The organism is Desulfosporosinus fructosivorans (assembly GCF_004766045.1).
GTDB classification, from domain to species: domain Bacteria; phylum Bacillota; class Desulfitobacteriia; order Desulfitobacteriales; family Desulfitobacteriaceae; genus Desulfosporosinus; species Desulfosporosinus fructosivorans.
On sequence record NZ_SPQQ01000032.1, the window covers coordinates 1 to 16,036 of the forward strand.

Annotated in this window: 15 protein-coding genes and 1 pseudogene; 8 read left to right on the forward strand and 8 right to left on the reverse strand. The window is 43.5% G+C overall.

What is annotated here, in order from left to right; genetic code table 11:
• Window positions 1–114 precede the first annotated feature (114 nt).
• Both E4K67_RS29140 and E4K67_RS29145 read left to right on the forward strand, forming a co-directional pair.
• Window positions 115–558, forward strand: a complete 444-nt coding sequence (locus E4K67_RS29140; protein WP_158408610.1) for a GNAT family N-acetyltransferase — start codon at window positions 115–117, stop codon at window positions 556–558.
• A 232-nt stretch (window positions 559–790) separates the two neighbouring features.
• Entirely contained in the window at window positions 791–1,396 is a 606-nt protein-coding gene (locus E4K67_RS29145; protein WP_243454687.1) for a class I SAM-dependent methyltransferase, read from the forward strand.
• A gap of 206 nt (window positions 1,397–1,602) precedes the next feature.
• Here E4K67_RS29145 and E4K67_RS29150 read toward each other — a convergent pair whose 3' ends face one another.
• The 4 genes from E4K67_RS29150 to E4K67_RS29165 form a co-directional block, all read right to left on the reverse strand.
• Entirely contained in the window at window positions 1,603–3,375 is a 1,773-nt protein-coding gene (locus E4K67_RS29150) for a sigma-70 family RNA polymerase sigma factor (protein WP_158408611.1), read from the reverse strand.
• A gap of 82 nt (window positions 3,376–3,457) precedes the next feature.
• Window positions 3,458–4,225, reverse strand: coding sequence for an ABC transporter permease (locus E4K67_RS29155; protein ID WP_135553173.1), 768 nt, complete (start codon window positions 4,223–4,225; stop codon window positions 3,458–3,460).
• Window positions 4,206–5,111, reverse strand: coding sequence for an ABC transporter ATP-binding protein (locus E4K67_RS29160; RefSeq protein WP_135553175.1), 906 nt, complete (start codon window positions 5,109–5,111; stop codon window positions 4,206–4,208). The genes E4K67_RS29155 and E4K67_RS29160 overlap by 20 nt, the downstream gene beginning before the upstream one ends.
• Window positions 5,108–5,308, reverse strand: a complete 201-nt coding sequence (locus E4K67_RS29165) for a PLDc N-terminal domain-containing protein (protein WP_243454688.1) — start codon at window positions 5,306–5,308, stop codon at window positions 5,108–5,110. Before E4K67_RS29165 ends, E4K67_RS29160 begins: the two co-directional genes overlap by 4 nt.
• Window positions 5,309–5,854: 546 nt before the next feature.
• Here E4K67_RS29165 and E4K67_RS29170 point away from each other — a divergent pair.
• Window positions 5,855–6,175: a nucleoside triphosphate pyrophosphohydrolase family protein gene (locus E4K67_RS29170; RefSeq protein ID WP_135553179.1), complete on the forward strand. Its 321-nt coding sequence runs from the start codon at window positions 5,855–5,857 to the stop codon at window positions 6,173–6,175.
• 18 nt (window positions 6,176–6,193) lie between these two features.
• Here E4K67_RS29170 and E4K67_RS29175 read toward each other — a convergent pair whose 3' ends face one another.
• The 4 genes from E4K67_RS29175 to E4K67_RS29190 form a co-directional block, all read right to left on the reverse strand.
• Window positions 6,194–8,689, reverse strand: a complete 2,496-nt coding sequence (locus E4K67_RS29175) for an FtsX-like permease family protein (RefSeq protein ID WP_135553181.1) — start codon at window positions 8,687–8,689, stop codon at window positions 6,194–6,196.
• A complete protein-coding gene (locus E4K67_RS29180) occupies window positions 8,686–9,363 on the reverse strand; it encodes an ABC transporter ATP-binding protein (protein WP_135553183.1) in 678 nt (225 codons plus the stop codon). The genes E4K67_RS29175 and E4K67_RS29180 overlap by 4 nt, the downstream gene beginning before the upstream one ends.
• A 109-nt stretch (window positions 9,364–9,472) precedes the next feature.
• The gene (locus E4K67_RS29185) at window positions 9,473–10,393 is read right to left on the reverse strand and encodes a sensor histidine kinase (protein WP_135553185.1); all 921 of its coding nucleotides are present in this window, start codon (window positions 10,391–10,393) and stop codon (window positions 9,473–9,475) included.
• Entirely contained in the window at window positions 10,393–11,109 is a 717-nt protein-coding gene (locus E4K67_RS29190; protein ID WP_135553186.1) for a response regulator transcription factor, read from the reverse strand. Before E4K67_RS29190 ends, E4K67_RS29185 begins: the two co-directional genes overlap by 1 nt.
• 200 nt (window positions 11,110–11,309) lie before the next feature.
• On the opposite strand from E4K67_RS29190, the pseudogene E4K67_RS29195 reads away from it, so the two are divergent.
• The 5 genes and pseudogenes from E4K67_RS29195 to E4K67_RS29215 form a co-directional block, all read left to right on the forward strand.
• Window positions 11,310–11,492: pseudogene (locus tag E4K67_RS29195) on the forward strand (23S rRNA (uracil(1939)-C(5))-methyltransferase RlmD); the annotation flags it as partial.
• Window positions 11,493–11,625: 133 nt separating this feature from the next.
• Window positions 11,626–12,588, forward strand: a complete 963-nt coding sequence (locus tag E4K67_RS29200; RefSeq protein WP_135553187.1) for a helix-turn-helix transcriptional regulator — start codon at window positions 11,626–11,628, stop codon at window positions 12,586–12,588.
• Window positions 12,589–12,700: 112 nt separating this feature from the next.
• Window positions 12,701–13,327, forward strand: coding sequence for a type 1 glutamine amidotransferase family protein (locus E4K67_RS29205; protein ID WP_135553189.1), 627 nt, complete (start codon window positions 12,701–12,703; stop codon window positions 13,325–13,327).
• Between the two features lie 511 nt (window positions 13,328–13,838).
• Window positions 13,839–15,191: a DUF3788 family protein gene (locus tag E4K67_RS29210; protein WP_135553191.1), complete on the forward strand. Its 1,353-nt coding sequence runs from the start codon at window positions 13,839–13,841 to the stop codon at window positions 15,189–15,191.
• 16 nt (window positions 15,192–15,207) lie between these two features.
• A complete protein-coding gene (locus tag E4K67_RS29215; protein WP_135553193.1) occupies window positions 15,208–15,669 on the forward strand; it encodes a GyrI-like domain-containing protein in 462 nt (153 codons plus the stop codon).
• The last annotated feature ends 367 nt before the right edge of the window (window positions 15,670–16,036 follow it).

Below are 16,036 nucleotides of genomic sequence, written 5' to 3' on the forward strand. Positions count from 1 at the left end.
CAGCTTCGCTATGTTCACATTTATATTGATATTTCTTGAAATTTATGGTTGACTTTTATTAGCAGGATTATTCTTAAACCCATGAAGAGTGCATTTGGTTTGGGGGAAATAAAAATGGAAAGAGTGCGAAGATTTAAGCCTGAAGATACTGAAGAACTTATTGGTATTTATATTGACACATATGCTCAAGAACCTTGGAAAGAGGATTGGCATCCTGAAAGTGTTCGACAGAGAATTTCAGACTTAACAATAAATCCAATATCAATTTGTTATGTTATATGTGATGAAAACGGTCTTATTGTTGGAGGATTATTTGGAAGAAGAAATATCTTTTTGGAGGCTAAAGAACTTTTTATTGACGAATTTTTTATATCTTCAAACCACCAAAGAAATGGCTACGGTAGCAGGTTAATGAACTTTGCAGGTATTGAACTTAAAAAGGAAGGCTATTCATGTTTGGTTCTAAATACTGAGCGTAGATACCCAAGTGAAATATTTTACAAAAACAATGGGTTTAGGATAAAAGAAAGCAATATCTTCATGTATAAAAATATATAAGTTTGTACGCATTCTTTATATTTTATCTATCAAATAGAACATTCGTTAAAGACCCATATTTTGAACGTATCTTTTAACTTCAAGTCTTACCCCAGAGTGCTTGTGATATTGAAATGATTTTCTATAATATTTTTCTCAAATTATGGTTGATTTTTATTAGCAGGATTATTCATAGCAAATTACCCAGAATTTATTCAAGTGATGGGTATTTGTATTTTGGGAGGGTGTCGGCATGGACCAGAATTCTGTTTATAGAACAAACATTATAGGCGCTGGCGAGGTTGGCTGCGCCATCTCGGTCGGCATGGACAAGAATTCTGTTTATAAAACAAACAGCTTCTTTTGGGATACAAAAGGAAATGACATCTTAGGAGCAACCGCGCTTCCTTTCTATGGAGCATTTGTCTCAGAAGAAAAATGCCAACTTTTTGGCGATGTCTCAGGAAAAAAGATGCTGGAGATAGGCTGTGGAACCGGTCGCTCCTTGCAATATCAGGGGGAACGCAAAGCATCTGAACTATGGGCTGTGGATATATCAGAAAAACAAATCGAAAAGGCAACGCAACATTTGACGGCATGCGGTCTTTCAGCAAAATTGATCTGTTCTCCCATGGAAGAAGAATGTGGCATACCAGTGGATTATTTTGACTTTGTTTATTCGATTTATGCCATAGGCTGGACCACCGACCTTGAGGGTACTTTTTGCCGGATCGCTTCTTACCTTAAAAAAGACGGCGTATTTATTTTCAGTTGGTCTCACCCTATACACAAATGTGTTGTTGCAGAAAATAATATGCTTGCTTTTAAAAAATGTTATTTCGATGAATCTTGGTATTAGGTATCTCTTGACGAAGGTACGCTAACATTATCGGACCGTAAACTATCAACCTATGTGAATGCGTTGGCAAAAGCGGGATTTGTATTAACTTAAGAACCGATAAGTTGGTGTCAGGCACCAAACACCTTCAAAGTAGCAGGCACCAGGCTAACCTCCCTTGTTCTTTCTGATAACGACATACCTTCTCAATAACAATACCTAGAAAATCATATAGTATCAATAGGGGAAGTACCAGCTGAGGAAAGTTTAGCTATTATCAACAAGAGTTCCTTCAGATCGAAATCGCCACCTGCCGTAAAATAGCGATCTGCATGATTCCATACTAGGAACCCCTTAGCTGGTTTTAGACCCAATTCCAAGTACGAACCTTCAACTTTAGTACCCGCAAACTCAAAGCTGACTGGAGTTGGCGGTAACTGAGGCGGCAGATTAGCATGCGCAACTTTGCCCTGTGTTAAGGTTAATTTCGCCAACGGGTCCCCGGGGACAAAATATTGAGTTAACAATACTCCTTCACCGCCCGGCATTTTAATCCACTGATATTTAGCTTGGGTTTCCTCGCCTTGCTCCCAAAGATAGGGATGCTCACCCAGGCGCTCCCGAACCTCTTGAAGGGTCAATTCCTCAATGGGTTGTAGGATATCCTGAGTATTATCCTGCACTTTGATATCGGGCGGCAAACGCAGATTAAAAAGTTCCTCGGGTAAGCCTTGATTTAAACGAAGCTCCCGAACCACCTTGCGTTGCACTAATTCATGGTCTGCATTGTACAATTCCGTGACCAGCGGCATCCAAGTGTCTTTATCCATCCACAAATGGGTAATCATGTCTCCCTTACCACTTACCTGCTGGTTAAATTGAAGATGCAGAGCTGGACGCCCACTGACGTATTCAGTGCCCAGCGGGCGACTATTCCGCTCAGCAGCCATTAACTTAAGAGAATCTGTAAAATCGAGGCCCATTTGCTTCTTAAACTCCTCACTAACCTTAATTTTCACAGCTTGTTTAGCATCTTCCATATAGCTAAGGGCTTCCACTCCTCTAACGACTACAATCACTTCACCCATGGAAGGGTGACGAGACTCCATTCGGTACATGTCCGGGGCCTGAAACCAGCTATGAGATGTCAAGGTTTGTGGGATACCTCGCTCAAAGTAAGTATCTTCAACGACTTGCTCATAATCCGTGATCTTTGCTGTGACATCCTGGATTTTCTCCATGATCTCAGCTGAAGTGAGGGTCATCTTGCCAGTCAATGTGTGGAGCAAGGTCAGAAAATCCTTATGCTGTCGAAGTTCCTTCGCCCATTCCGGGTGTTTAGCCAAATCCAGCTCAAACCTCGCTCGCTCCGCTCCACTCATAGTTTCTTCTAAATAGCTATAAAAAAGGGCTGTTAAGTCACTCGCCTTTGAATCTACCGTTGAATATTCCATTTTCTTTTTCTCCTTTCGTCCTTCCCGAAATACCTCTAGATGATGTTGAAGCCTCTCCCGCGCACGAGACAAACGAGATTTAACGGTACCTATGGGTATCTGGTTCCGTTCAGCAACTTCCAGCAAACTAACCCCCAACAAATCCACGTCGATCACAACCTGTTGTTGATCAATTGGTAATAGCTGGAGAACCCGAGCCAGCTCACAACGCATCACGACCAACTCATCCACTGCAACCCCAATTTGTTGTAGAATCCCTAGGTCAAAGCCTTCTGTATCCCGTTGTTTGAGCCGGAGAATCATGTAGACTTCGTTCGTAACAATTCGCCGCCACCAAGCAGAAAATGCCGCAATCTCGACAAGAGTATGCAAGTGAGTATGCATTTTAAGCAAAGCATTTTGTACGGCATCCCTAGCGAGGTCCGGATCACGTAACATTGCCCGCGCTTGACGCAAAGCCAGAGGATATACCTGAGCGAGCAGGGATTCCCAGGCCACTAGGTCACCTAGTTGGGCCTTCCTGACCAGTTCATTTATTTCAATCACTCGAAACAGCTCCCTAACTGACAAATTAATCTGATCTGATTATAGACTATCAACTATCAACGTCTTATGCTCTACTTTTACTCTAATGGGAAGTTTTCCTCCCAGCCAGCAAAGGAATTTGCAGACCTAGGAGTACTGTCGTCCCCAGCAAGGTGGTGACAATCGGTTCCCAGAAAGGCGAAGACCTTGACCAGGCGGTTTGACTCAAGGTCGCTTGAATTAACTCTAAAAGACCAGAAATAAAATGACCCTGCCAAATCATCGGCAACAAAAGGTTAACTAACACTATACTAATCAAGGCTATACCACCAGCCAAGGTCGGACTTGTCACAAGAGCGCTGGCCAACAGGATCACGCTGATCAGAAACGCCTGATATAAAACATAGAGCAGGGCACCTTGGCAAAGGGCACTCCAACTTACGGGACCGATCAATTCGGCAGTATAATAGGCTCCGATTCCAAGTCCTACCAACGAGGAGAGAGCAGCCACCAGAAAAAACACGCTAAACTTGGCCAAAACATAGTGAGCGATGTTGACAGGTTTACTCCATAACCATTCCCCAACCAGTTTACGTTCACCGGCTATCAAGCCCATTCCTACCAAGATAAGAGCAAGGATACCGAGCTGGTTATATTGGCCAATGATACTAAACAGCACCTGATCCACGGTGGGCGGCGGAATATGAATCACTGTGCCTTCTGGCAAGTTGCTGGCTGAACTTAAAATTAACGGCATTAATTTAAAGGTGATTGGTTGTAAGACCCCTAGGAACAAGTAAACCGCGACCAGCGGTATCCACCGTCCCAGTCTTACCATCTCTCGGGCCTCTTTAGCGAGCCATATTGCCATCTCTAGCCCCTCCATGACCCGTACTTGAATTTTGATGTTGTTCTTCTTCCGCTTGCTTGACAACTTTATAGAAAAGTTGTTCCAATCCCTGTTCCTGCCAAGCTACATTACTGACCGGTATCCCAATACCCTGCATGGCACCGCTAAATTCTGCCTGCAACTGGTTCATCATACGACCGTCAACTTCGAAATGCACCTGCGCCCTAACTATGCTTTCACCACTTTGCTCTAATAACTCAGGCATAGTTCCCAGGGCCTTGATTTGCCCCTTATGAATTATGACCACACCATCACACACCTGCTCAATATCGTGTAGAATGTGGCTGGATAAAAAGATGGTCTTTTCCTGTTTTAGTTTTTTTAACAAGGAAAACATTGAATCTCGTCCCTGCGGATCAAGCGCTGACACCGGCTCATCTAATAAAAGCACCGGTGGGTCACCGATTAAAGCCGCGGCTAAACCTAAACGTTGCTGCATGCCACCCGAGTATTTACCCACCCGGCGACGAGCGAAGTCCGCCAAACCTACGATATCAAGATACTTACCCGCAGCTTTTTTCGCCTGGCGTGCTGGCACCCCCACTAATTCCGCGCTAAGCCGAAGGAACTCCTCACCACTTAACCACGGATAAAACTCTGGACGCTGTGGAAGATATCCGCAAAGCCTCTGAACCTGCTGCCGTTCAGTGAGCAGAGAATGTCCGGCAACGAATATTTCCCCTTGATCGGGCCGTAGCAATCCTACTAACATACGCAAAACTGTTGTTTTACCTGCTCCATTTTGGCCTAAGAATCCATAGCACTTCTTACTTGGTATGCTAAAACTGACATTTTCCAAGGCCTTAAACGCCCCAAACTTCTTACTAATCGTTCTGCATTCAATCATCGGACTTCTCTTCCGAGCGTCCAGTATAAAACAGGACCCATCATACTCAATAATATGATGATCATTGCCCACATAATTTTATTTCCCCTCTGGACTCCATCACTTCGCACTAAGCTGATCAAAGAAGCCACTTGTAGGATTACTTGGAAAATAATAATGGGTATGACTAAATTCCAGGGGATGTTCGCTAATTCCATACTCAATTTCCAGATCTCCTTTCGCTCTCAATTTCCTCGTTGTCGTTGTCGTTGTCGTTGTTGTTGACTAAGTCTTAGTCTAAGTCTTAGTCTAAGTCTTAGTCTAAGTCTTAGTCTTAGTCTTAGTTTCAACTTTGCGCTTTATCCTTTCTTTGCCCTTTCTTTCGGTATCTGTTCTCTAGATGCATGCTAACGTGAAAAAGTTCCATCCTTTGAAATTTATTTTGAATTTAATTCAATTACCGCATCATGGGCTACGGCCCTGCTCTTGCAACTGACTCTCCAGGTTAGTTTCTTTTAACCATGGAATGCCGTCGGCATGAACGCACGTCAAAAGCGGCATTTGTCAATATATTCCTTCAGCTCTAATACAGTATTGAGACCCCCATGCCCCTACGTGGCACCGAGGAGCCCAGCTCACAACCTAAGAGTATACTGGATAAATTCATAAAAATAGCATTCTAAATATGACAGGGCGTTGTCATAACTAGAATGCTATAATTGATTTAAATAACTTAACACAACACAAGGAAAGAAGAGGGAACTATGAAAGATATGAATTTTAATGAGGTAGTTGAGCGTTCCGTTCAAATAAGAAAACAATATCATCAGCTGGAACGACAGTATCATGAAAAAGAATGGACAGTAGAAGAGGATGCGCTTGCTTTCTTGACAGATGCTGGCTTGGTGGGCCGTTTAACGATGTCCCAGCAAGAACGTTGGCCCAAAGGAGGAGATACACTATCTGAACTGGAGCATAAGCTTAGCGAATGCCTATGGTGGGTGATCGTTTTGGCAAAGCGAATGAATATTGATATCAGTGAATCATTGGATGAATTTTTATCAAAACTTGAAAAACAGTTATAAGGTTGATTTGAATACTTATTACTCAATTTCTCGCAATCGTTCTACAATACTCTGCTTATCTGTTGTGTGATAAGCAATCAAAGGAACGAAAATTCCTAGGACAAACAGCAACGGCAAAACAATCAGCAACGGCCAGAAGACAAAGTGATAACTGGTAAACCAGATTTGCCCGCACAGCGGACGCACAATCAACAGCGAGCAAGCGATACTCAAGACAACAGAACTCGCTGCCGTCAAAGTTGCATAATAACTGCCTTCAAAACACAGCATTTTCACAAGCTGTTTGCGCGTCATGCCGATGCTTTGCAGCATAGCAAATTCTTTGCGACGGGTCAGGATACTGGTCAAAATAGCGTTGATAAAGTTCAGAACCCCAATGAGTCCGATGATCAGCGCTAAGGCACCGCCAATTAAAACGGCCGTGTCCTGTATACCCTTCAAGCCCGCCAGCGCAGTAAACTTAGACTTGTAATTCATAGTCGGCTGGGCGCTGTCTGTATACTGTTTCAAAAAGGTTTCCATACCGGCCTCTTGATCATCGCTAATGTTAAAAGCGTAGCTCATAACATAGGTTTTGCCGGTTAGTTCTTTGTACACCTCACTCGGCAAAAAGAAGATGGAACCCAGCCAGCTGCCGTCTGTATTGGTGTTGGGGTTCTCAACCACATGGCCAAGCACGGTCATCTCCCGCACCTTATCGTCGCAGGTGAGTGTGAGCACATCCCCAACCTTGTGGTTGGCACTGTTCATTTCCACGTTGCCGTGATCATCTGTCGCTACTCCCTCCAGGATATAGTTGCCTGTGGCGAGCTTGTCGGCGTCAAGTTCACCATCTACAAGGCGCAGACGGCTAAAGGGAAATTCCTCAAGGCCGTATAGGGCTGTGGAGCATGAACCATCCGGTTGCCGGTTCATGGTCTGCGCGGAGGTTTTGCTTTGATAGCTGCCCCAGGAACCATACAGACGTCCTCCTGTCTCAAAGCCTTCTTGACCACTTACGGCAGCGATGAACCTCTCGCTTAAGGCACTTTCCTCACCGTCATATTGGTGATTGAACAGATCGGCATGGCCAATCAAGAAGTCTGAATCGCAGAAGTTTTCAAGAGCTTTGTTGACGTCCACACTCTGAGATAGGGTGAATACCGTGTTGGTAAGCACAATGCTCAGGCCTAAGCTCAGGATCACCAGAAGGGTGCGTTTTTTATTGCGACCGAGGTTTGCCAGAGCCATACGTTCTGGCTTGGCGCCATTTTTGGACTTCTTCAGTTTTTTTCTATTACCCTGACCGTTATCGGTGTAACCCACCGCTTCGACAGGAGATACCTTGGCCGCCATCTTTCCCGGCTTATAGGTGCTAATCAATACGGTAAGCAAGGCAAAAACAGCAGCACCTGCAAAGATGAGCGGATTGGGTGATACGGACACGGCACTGCCTGCGTAGGTGGATTGTGCCATTAAGGTTGGCACTAGGGCCTTGCCCACAAAGAAACCGCCCAGCAAGCCAATCGGAATGCCGATCAACGAGAGCATAAGTGCCTGACGGCGGATGATGGTGCGCAGCTGTCGGCCGGTGGTGCCGACAGTTTTCAGAAGACCGTAGAAACGAATATCCCGCAAAACGGAGATTTGAAAGATATTGTAGATAATTAAATAACCTGTGAATACAAACAGCAGGAGGGCGCAGGCCAGCCCTATGATCATTCCGGCATCGAGGGCGACGCCTGTGGACATATAAGCCCAGTTGACGCCTGTCGCCATGTAATTGGGTGAGCCCTCTTCTATAGAGAATCCGCTTTCGGTCAGAACAGTTTCCAAATCCCTCTCGATGTTCAGACTGTTTTCAAACTTCACATATCCATTGACAGCGCCTGAGAGTGAAGAGTCTTGATAATAGGTGTTTTGCAGTTCGTCCAGATGTGCATCCACATAAGCGCGAGAGGAAAAAATCTGCCCAATATTGAAGCCTGGGTCGCTTTCCCACCAGCCCGCCAACACGAAATCACGCTTTACCTGCTTACCGTGGACGCAAAGCTCCAAGCTGAGCGGTGCGCCTACTTCCAGTGGAACCCCCATCAGCTCCAGTGTCTTGGTATCGGCAAGTACCTCATTTTCGGCCTGTGGCTTGTGTCCACCTGTCGGTTCGGCAAAACCGAATTTGAGGCCCGTGTCATCATAATACCAAAACTCCGTACGCCGCTTGATGAGGTTTTCATTATCAACGCTGTCGCAAAGTATTCGGCAATAGGCCATTTCCTTGATAAGTGGATGCTTGCTCACAGCCTCATACTCTTGATCGGTAACATATTTGATGACGGCATGGCCATCTCCGCCGGACATAGCCATGCTGGCCCGCTGCATACTTTCCACAGCGCCAAATCCCATTGTAAAAATGCTGGTGAACAAGAGCGCAGTCAGCGCGATAGCAATCACGGCAAAGATGTTGCGTATTTTATTGGCCCGAAAGCTCTTGTCGGACAGATTGCGGATCGCTTTTTTGTTTCTGACTTTGATCATGCCTGCTCACCGCCTGCGATTTTTCCGTCCTCAATACGGATGATGCGGTCGGCAAGCTGAGCAATTTCTTCGTTATGGGTGATCATCACAATGGTCTGCTTGAATTTCTCGCCGGTCACTTTAAGCAGGCCCAGGACATCCTGGCTAGTCCTGCTGTCTAAGTTGCCGGTTGGCTCATCGGCGAGGACAATTGCCGGCTTGGAAGCCAGTGCCCTGGCGATGGCAACCCGCTGCTGCTGACCGCCGGAAAGGTTGTTCGGCAGGTTCTGCAGCTTGCTTTCCAGTCCCAGCGTTTGGATGATCTGCGTTACATAGCTTTCATCCGGCTCGTTGCCGTCGAGCTGGGTGGGCAGGACGATGTTCTCATAGACATTCAGCACCGGCACGAGGTTATAGTTTTGAAACACAAAGCCGATTTTGCGGCGTCGGAAAATGGTCAGGGCTTCATCTTTCAGGGAAAAAATAGCTTGGCCATCGACAATCACCCCTCCGCTGGTAGGACGGTCAAGACCGCCCAGCATATGGAGCAAGGTGGATTTCCCACTGCCGGAGGTACCAACGATGGCTACAAATTCTCCGTTTTCTACAGACAGGTTCACGCCATCCAGCGCATGGACAGCCGTTTCCCCGCTGCCGTATTGCTTTTTTAAGTCTATTGTTTTTAAGATTGTCATTTCGTTTTCCTCCCAAAGAAAAAGTCTGTATCATAATTTTCTATGATACAGACACTCTAGCAAAACAATCTTTCTACATTCTTTCTCAAATCTAACAGTTTTGCAAGATTCAGCGTTTTTCGGTTGGAAGAAAAATCGAGAAAGTAGCGCCTTGCCCTAATTTTGAGGACACTTTGAGATAGCCTCCGCCGGAAGAAATGATCTCTCGTGCTAAAAACAGGCCAATTCCTACTCCCTCTTGGCAGCTAACTGCCGCAGAGCGATAAAACCGCGAGAAGATTCTGCTCTGTTCCTCCTCGGCAACCCCAATACCTTGATCGGTAATGTCGATGCGGTTAAACAACTCATAGGGCGTAGCTTTAATGTTGATGGTGCTTTGGGCAGGGGAGTATTTAACCGCATTATCGATGACATTATAGACGGCCTCGGTTGTCCATTTGGCATCAAAATAGGCGCTGCAGTCGGTTGAATCCAGGATAACAGTGATTTCTTTGGCCGCAGATTTTGGCTTGATTTGCGCTAGAGCGGCGTCCAGCAGCTTTTGTACTGCTTCCTTTTTAAGATTGATGGTGATGATCCCGGTTTCCAAGCGGGAAGTTTTCACCAGGGCTCCTATGAGGAAATTCAGCTTTTCAGCTTGCGTAGATAAGGCTTTTACACATACGGCACAATCTTCCGGCAATTCATGTTCCTGCAGCAGCTGCGAGTAAAGCAAAATGTTGGCGATAGGCGTTTTGGTTTGGTGGGATATGTCTGAAATCAGACCTTTAATTTTATTCTTTTCCTTAGTCAGGTTTTTAGAGGACACTGAAGAGGAGGACAAAAACCGGGCCATTTTGGCTTCCAGGGCCGATAGAGTGGATTCGTCAAAAATGCTTTCGGAAAAATCACCGTCTATAGCGCAGTTTAGCATAGTATTTAGCTTTGCCATGATCTGCCGCATTCTTCTGCGATAAAGGAGAACAGCTAGAGCGGCAGCGACAATCCCAGTAATCGAAGCGGTAGCATAAATAAAATTCAACGTGTCCATCACTTTAACGCCCATGTGTAGCCGGTACCGTAAATCGTTTTGATATATTTAGGCGAGGATGGGGTGTCTTCCAACTTGTCGCGCAAGCGTTTTATCGTAACTGAGAGAGCGTTTTCGTCCACATATTCGGCACTATCCGTCCAAATTAAATCGACCAATTGAGCCCTTGTCAGGGTGCTGCCTCTGTTTTCGATCAAAATGCGGAGCAGCTTTTGTTCGGTTTTGCTTAGTTCAAGGGGCGCACCATTTTTGGTAAACTCCATCCTGCCAAAGGAAAACAGAAAACAGTCAATCTGCAGGGTATCGGATGAAGCATGCTTGCTTTTTCTTAAGCAAGCATTGACCCTGGCCCGTAAGATCATCAAGCTAAAGGGTTTGGTAATATAATCGTCTGCTCCCAATTCCAGACCTGAGACCACATCTGTTTCCATATCGTTGGCGGTCAGAATGATCACGGGGACAGCGGATGATTGGCGAAGCTTTTTCAGAAAATCGAGCCCGTTTCCGTCGGGCAGATTAATATCAAGAATAATCAAATCAAAAGGAAGGTTCTCCATGTTCTGCTCTGCACAACGCAAATCCTGTGCTTGAACAAACGTAAATTCGCTGTCTTTGAGGGCCAGCGATATGCCGTTACTTAAGGATAGATCATCTTCAATAATCAATATAGTTTTGATTGCGCCCGCCTCCTGGACAAGATTATTAAAGTTCGGCATAGCTTAGGTTTTACCGTGTACTTTGATTTGTAATAACTTCTTCAGTATATCATAAGAAAGGGATGGATGATGTTCTGCCCCAAATCCAATAGCGATACTGCACATTTGTGCCGGATTGTGTGAAATAGTCCGACCGTCATCGATGCTGAAATAAACACGATAAAACACCAGACGGGTAAAATCCTCGCCTCTCACACTAGCGTATCATTTATGTGTCCTGCGACCCAGGAACCTTGGCTCGGGATCTCGCTGTTCTAAATCAGGGCGGATGCAGAGTTGACAGCGTACAGCCGGTGGATATGTTCCCGTGGACGCAGCATTCCGAAATTTGTGTACTTTTGTCGAAAAAAGTGAATGAGAAAAACTTTGTGAGGTCTTCGTGAGATTGGATAGGATGAAAGGCTCATGAATAGAGGGTGTGGTCGATTTGTTGAGTTTTGATTTGGGGTAACTCTTGTGTTGATAAAAAAGATATTTATAAAATATTGAAGTTTAATAAAAAAGAGGTTTCATGTTATGGCAAAAAACGACAATATGCTGGCAATTCTGTGGATGTTGAATTCAGGAGTAAAAATAACTGCTAAACAAATAGCGGAAAAGTTAGAAATAAATATAAGGACAGTTTATCGGTATATTGATGCCCTATGTGCCAGTGGAGTACCTATAATTTCCGACACAGGTCATAATGGCGGATATAGCTTGCTGAATAATTTTATCAGAGTGCCTCTGTTTTTTGATATTGAAGAGCAAACAGCCCTTCTACATGCTGCTATTTTTGCAAAAGAAGCCGGATATCCTTTCAATGAGGCATTAAATAATGCGACATCGAAATTGAAAATGTATTCGAACCAAGAGCAGAAAAGCATGCTCAACCGTCATTTAGTCGGGTTTGAAGTAATAAGCCGCATCGGGGACCCTTCTATTAAGCCTGTATTGGTGGAATTGGAACAGGCTGTAGCAAACGAATGCTCTGTAGAAATTGAATATCGCACAGGTCGTGAAGAACAACCTAAGCACAGGGTTATAGACCCCTACGGAATGGTTTACTGGAACAACAAATGGTATACTGTTGCATTTTGTCATCTAAGGAATGAAATCCGCAGCTTTCGGGCTGAACGGATTGTACGCATAATGCGTATTCAAATGATGTTTAAGCGTCCCGAAGCTTTTTCGGCCCGTGAATTTTTTATAAAAAATCTGTTGCCTGATTTGGAGGGTAAAGAAGGGTTAATTTCTTTGATTATCGGGGGTAGGTCAGAGGCATTGGATGACTTATGCCTGCATTGGTTTTTGGGACATCATCTGAAAGAGCGGACTTCAAATCAAGCGGTCTTTTTACTTGAGGAAAAATCAATTCATACATATGTACCTTATTTTCTTTTACCTTATGGGAAATCCATTCAGATAATCCAGCCACTGAGCTTGAAGAAAAAACTTATTGTTGTTGCATCGGAGTTAATGGAATATTATCAAGATTGATAGCTTTACTGACAGTAGATGTCAGTGAAGTTGTTTATAATGATGATAATCATTGATCACCGATGATGATTGATTATCGATTAATGAATTGTAAAAGATGGAGGACTTCTAAATGAATAATACTGTATATCTTTATGTATTTGATACGATGGCAGACTGGGAAGTAGGTTACTTAACTGCCGAACTGAACTCGGGAAGATATTATAAAAAAGGGCTAACCCCTTCAAGAGTGGTTACTGTGGGAATTGATAAATCTTTTGTTACTACAATGGGAGGTCTGAAAATATTGCCTGATATTGAACATGATGAGTGCAACATTGAAAGCGCAGATGCTTTTATTCTACCTGGTGGAAATACGTGGACGGAAACAATTCACGAACCCATCTTAAAAAAGGCAGAGCAGTATTTAAAGGAAGGTATTATCGTGGCGGCGATTTGTGGTGCTACAATAGGGCTTGCCAAGGCAGGATTGCTGAATTCACGATGGCATACAAGCAATGATTTGGAATACCTTAAAATGATCTGTCCCACCTATACTGGAGAAAAGTACTACAAAAAGGAGTCTACTGTAACTGATGGAAAACTGATCACTGCATCTGGAATAGCTCCATTGGAATTTTCTGCACATGTCTTGAAAGCTCTGGATGTGATTTCTTCAAAAACATTAGATGCCTGGTATAATCTTAATAAGTCTTATGAATCCAAATGTTTCTACGAGTTGATGAATTCAATCCAATAAAGTATAAACGTAAAATTGATATTATGCTCATTTGATTTATCAGAAGAAGAAAGCAGTCGAAGGGTTGTTGAATGGGCTAAAAGTTTTAATGTAGAATGAATACAAGAATTGTTTTGATAAAAAGTATTAAAAGTGGCAATTCACTCAATGATGTAATCAAAATGCTGGTGGCAAATAGTTGGCGGAGAATAAAATCTTTAAAATTTTGAGTTAGAAAAGCAATCTTTCAGAAATATACCCTGACGCCAAGGGGGTATCAGCTTTAGGCGGCATCTTTTTTGTATCCTCAAGGCATACAGAAACGGTATGTCTACTTGAACGTGGCAAAAGCGTTGAAAAATAAGAGTTTAGAGCGATTTTTAAAGAATCCAAAACCATGAGACCCTTGAGTATATAAAAAAGATGCAGATGAATCGAACAGGGTATTTAATAGTAATATGTTTCAAAAGGGCATTGTGTGACAAGCTGTGAGATTATACCTGTGCTATTCTATATACAGGGAGGTGTTAATATGCATGCATGGGAAGCAATACAAAACTCATTGAACTATATTGAAGACCATTTGTCAGATAATATAAAGATGGAAACTCTTGCAAATGTGGCGGCATTATCACCATACTATTTTCAGCGCCTGTTTGGGCGTTTGGTGAAGAAACCTGTTAATGAATATGTGAAGTTGCGTAGGGTGGCAAAAGCTTCGGAAGCTCTAAAAAGCAAAGAAAAACGAATTGTTGATGTGGCACTTGATTATGGATTTTCAGACCACGCTAACTTTACACGTGCGTTTAAAGATGCATATGGCATTACACCAGATGAATATCGTGCTTGTCCTGTTATACTCAATCATTTTATCAAGCCGGATCTACTTTTGAACTATGTCATGGTTGATGAAGATGTACCGTTAATCGCTGATGGTATTGTGGTTGAGGTGACCCGTAGAAACCTAGATGAACTGCGCACATTTATTGGAATTGAAGGCGAAGTGCCTGATACCGAATTAACTGGAGGCAAAGCTACCGGAATCGCTACTACCGGGATAATATGGGATGAATTCCATCGTCAGAAGCCGAACATTCAACATTTACTGCCGAATGGCAATGAACTAGGTGTTCTATACATGGGTAACGCCAGAGAAGGCTGCTGTACCTACATGGCCGGAGCTGAAACCGCCGGAAATGAACATGTGGAGGGATATGCTACCTATACACTTCCACGCGGCGAATATGCTGTTTGCTGCTTTGAGGCGGAAAACTTTGCAGAACTCATTGGCTCGGCGATTTTCAAAGCATCCTCATTTATGAACAGCTGGATGAAAAAGCACAGCTTGACTTGCGGTGATTTCATTGCCGAGATATATTACGATACAAATCCGGATGCAAGCTATATGGAGCTATGGCTGCCATTAAGTTCATCACAAAGGATATTGAAAATGAAGGAAACATGGGATAAAACCAACGGAACACAGAAGCCATCACTGGAAATAATCAGTGCCTATGTGAAAAGCCCTTTGTTTGAACGTCTGTGCAAACATGTGGAGACAGAATATCAAAGCAAGCCTGTGCTGGAATATAGCAGATGTTCCATGCAATACGGATGGAATGTGAAATATAAAAAGGCAGGACGTACTTTATGTACCCTGTATCCAATGAAGGGATACTTTATTGCTCTTATTGTCATTGGTGATCGTGAGCAGACAGAAACCGAATGGATGCTCCCTTCTTTCACAGAGTATTTGCAGCAGTTGTATCACGAAACAAAAACGGGTATGGGTCAGAAGTGGCTCATGATCAACGTGACGGATGATGCGGTATTAGAGGATGTTAAGCGATGTATCGCTATCCGTAGAGGTAAAAAAAAGAAATAATCTGGAGGTAATGGAAATGGCAATAATATCAAAAATTAGTTTATTGGAACAACCTGAGCAGCATGTCCTTTCTATACGTACCACTATTCATTTCAATGATTACCCGAATACTGCCAAACAAGCATATAAGAAAATTGTAGAGTATGCAGCGCTTCATGGTCTGCTATTCTCCGGCGGTCCTTTTGTATGCTACCATAATACTGATTTAGAAAACCTTGATGTTGAAATGGGTTTTCCAGTTGCTAAGTTAGTGTCAGGAGAAGGTGATATCGTTGGATATACAATTCCTGTTCAAAAAGCGGTGTCAGGCATCTTCTTAGGTGCATATACGGATACCGACCCGTTGATGATGGGAATTATACAGTGGATAGCAGAACATGGTTATGAACAGCAAGGAAGGATATTCAATTATTATTTAAATGATGATGATCGCCCTGCATCTGAGCTGCTTACACAGATTATTGTGCCGATAAAATAGGTTTGACTCCTCTACAGATCATAATTACATTATCTGTGCGATACTAAATCTATTAGGAGAGTTAAACACTGGCTCGTGTTTGTAAATTAGGCGAAATTTATACTACCGCCAAGGCCCCACTAGGTTCAATCGGCATCTTTTTTGTATACTCAAGGCACGTTGAGAGTATAATTCTGATGACGAATAGTGGTTCTAAGGGCAAATAAGGCAGATTGACCACTATATGTAGTGGTTTTGGAGCAAAAAATGGGCAAAAATCGGGACCGAAAAGTGCATTTTTCGGCCCGTTTTTTTGTCTAACGAAAACCACCTGCTATGCAGGTGGTTCCAAAAAGCTTTAGCTATGCGTAGAAAAAACTACCTACCT

Coding starts and splice junctions, on each gene's coding strand:
- E4K67_RS29160 (WP_135553175.1), bottom strand. CDS start 5,111: ATGATTGAATGCAGAACGATTAGTAAGAAGTTTGGGGCGTTTAAGGCC.
- E4K67_RS29170 (WP_135553179.1), top strand. CDS start 5,855: ATGAAAGATATGAATTTTAATGAGGTAGTTGAGCGTTCCGTTCAAATA.
- E4K67_RS29165 (WP_243454688.1), bottom strand. CDS start 5,308: ATGGAATTAGCGAACATCCCCTGGAATTTAGTCATACCCATTATTATT.
- E4K67_RS29210 (WP_135553191.1), top strand. CDS start 13,839: ATGCATGCATGGGAAGCAATACAAAACTCATTGAACTATATTGAAGAC.
- E4K67_RS29200 (WP_135553187.1), top strand. CDS start 11,626: ATGGCAAAAAACGACAATATGCTGGCAATTCTGTGGATGTTGAATTCA.
- E4K67_RS29175 (WP_135553181.1), bottom strand. CDS start 8,689: ATGATCAAAGTCAGAAACAAAAAAGCGATCCGCAATCTGTCCGACAAG.
- E4K67_RS29205 (WP_135553189.1), top strand. CDS start 12,701: ATGAATAATACTGTATATCTTTATGTATTTGATACGATGGCAGACTGG.
- E4K67_RS29185 (WP_135553185.1), bottom strand. CDS start 10,393: ATGGACACGTTGAATTTTATTTATGCTACCGCTTCGATTACTGGGATT.
- E4K67_RS29155 (WP_135553173.1), bottom strand. CDS start 4,225: ATGGCAATATGGCTCGCTAAAGAGGCCCGAGAGATGGTAAGACTGGGA.
- E4K67_RS29190 (WP_135553186.1), bottom strand. CDS start 11,109: ATGCCGAACTTTAATAATCTTGTCCAGGAGGCGGGCGCAATCAAAACT.
- E4K67_RS29180 (WP_135553183.1), bottom strand. CDS start 9,363: ATGACAATCTTAAAAACAATAGACTTAAAAAAGCAATACGGCAGCGGG.
- E4K67_RS29145 (WP_243454687.1), top strand. CDS start 791: ATGGACCAGAATTCTGTTTATAGAACAAACATTATAGGCGCTGGCGAG.
- E4K67_RS29140 (WP_158408610.1), top strand. CDS start 115: ATGGAAAGAGTGCGAAGATTTAAGCCTGAAGATACTGAAGAACTTATT.
- E4K67_RS29215 (WP_135553193.1), top strand. CDS start 15,208: ATGGCAATAATATCAAAAATTAGTTTATTGGAACAACCTGAGCAGCAT.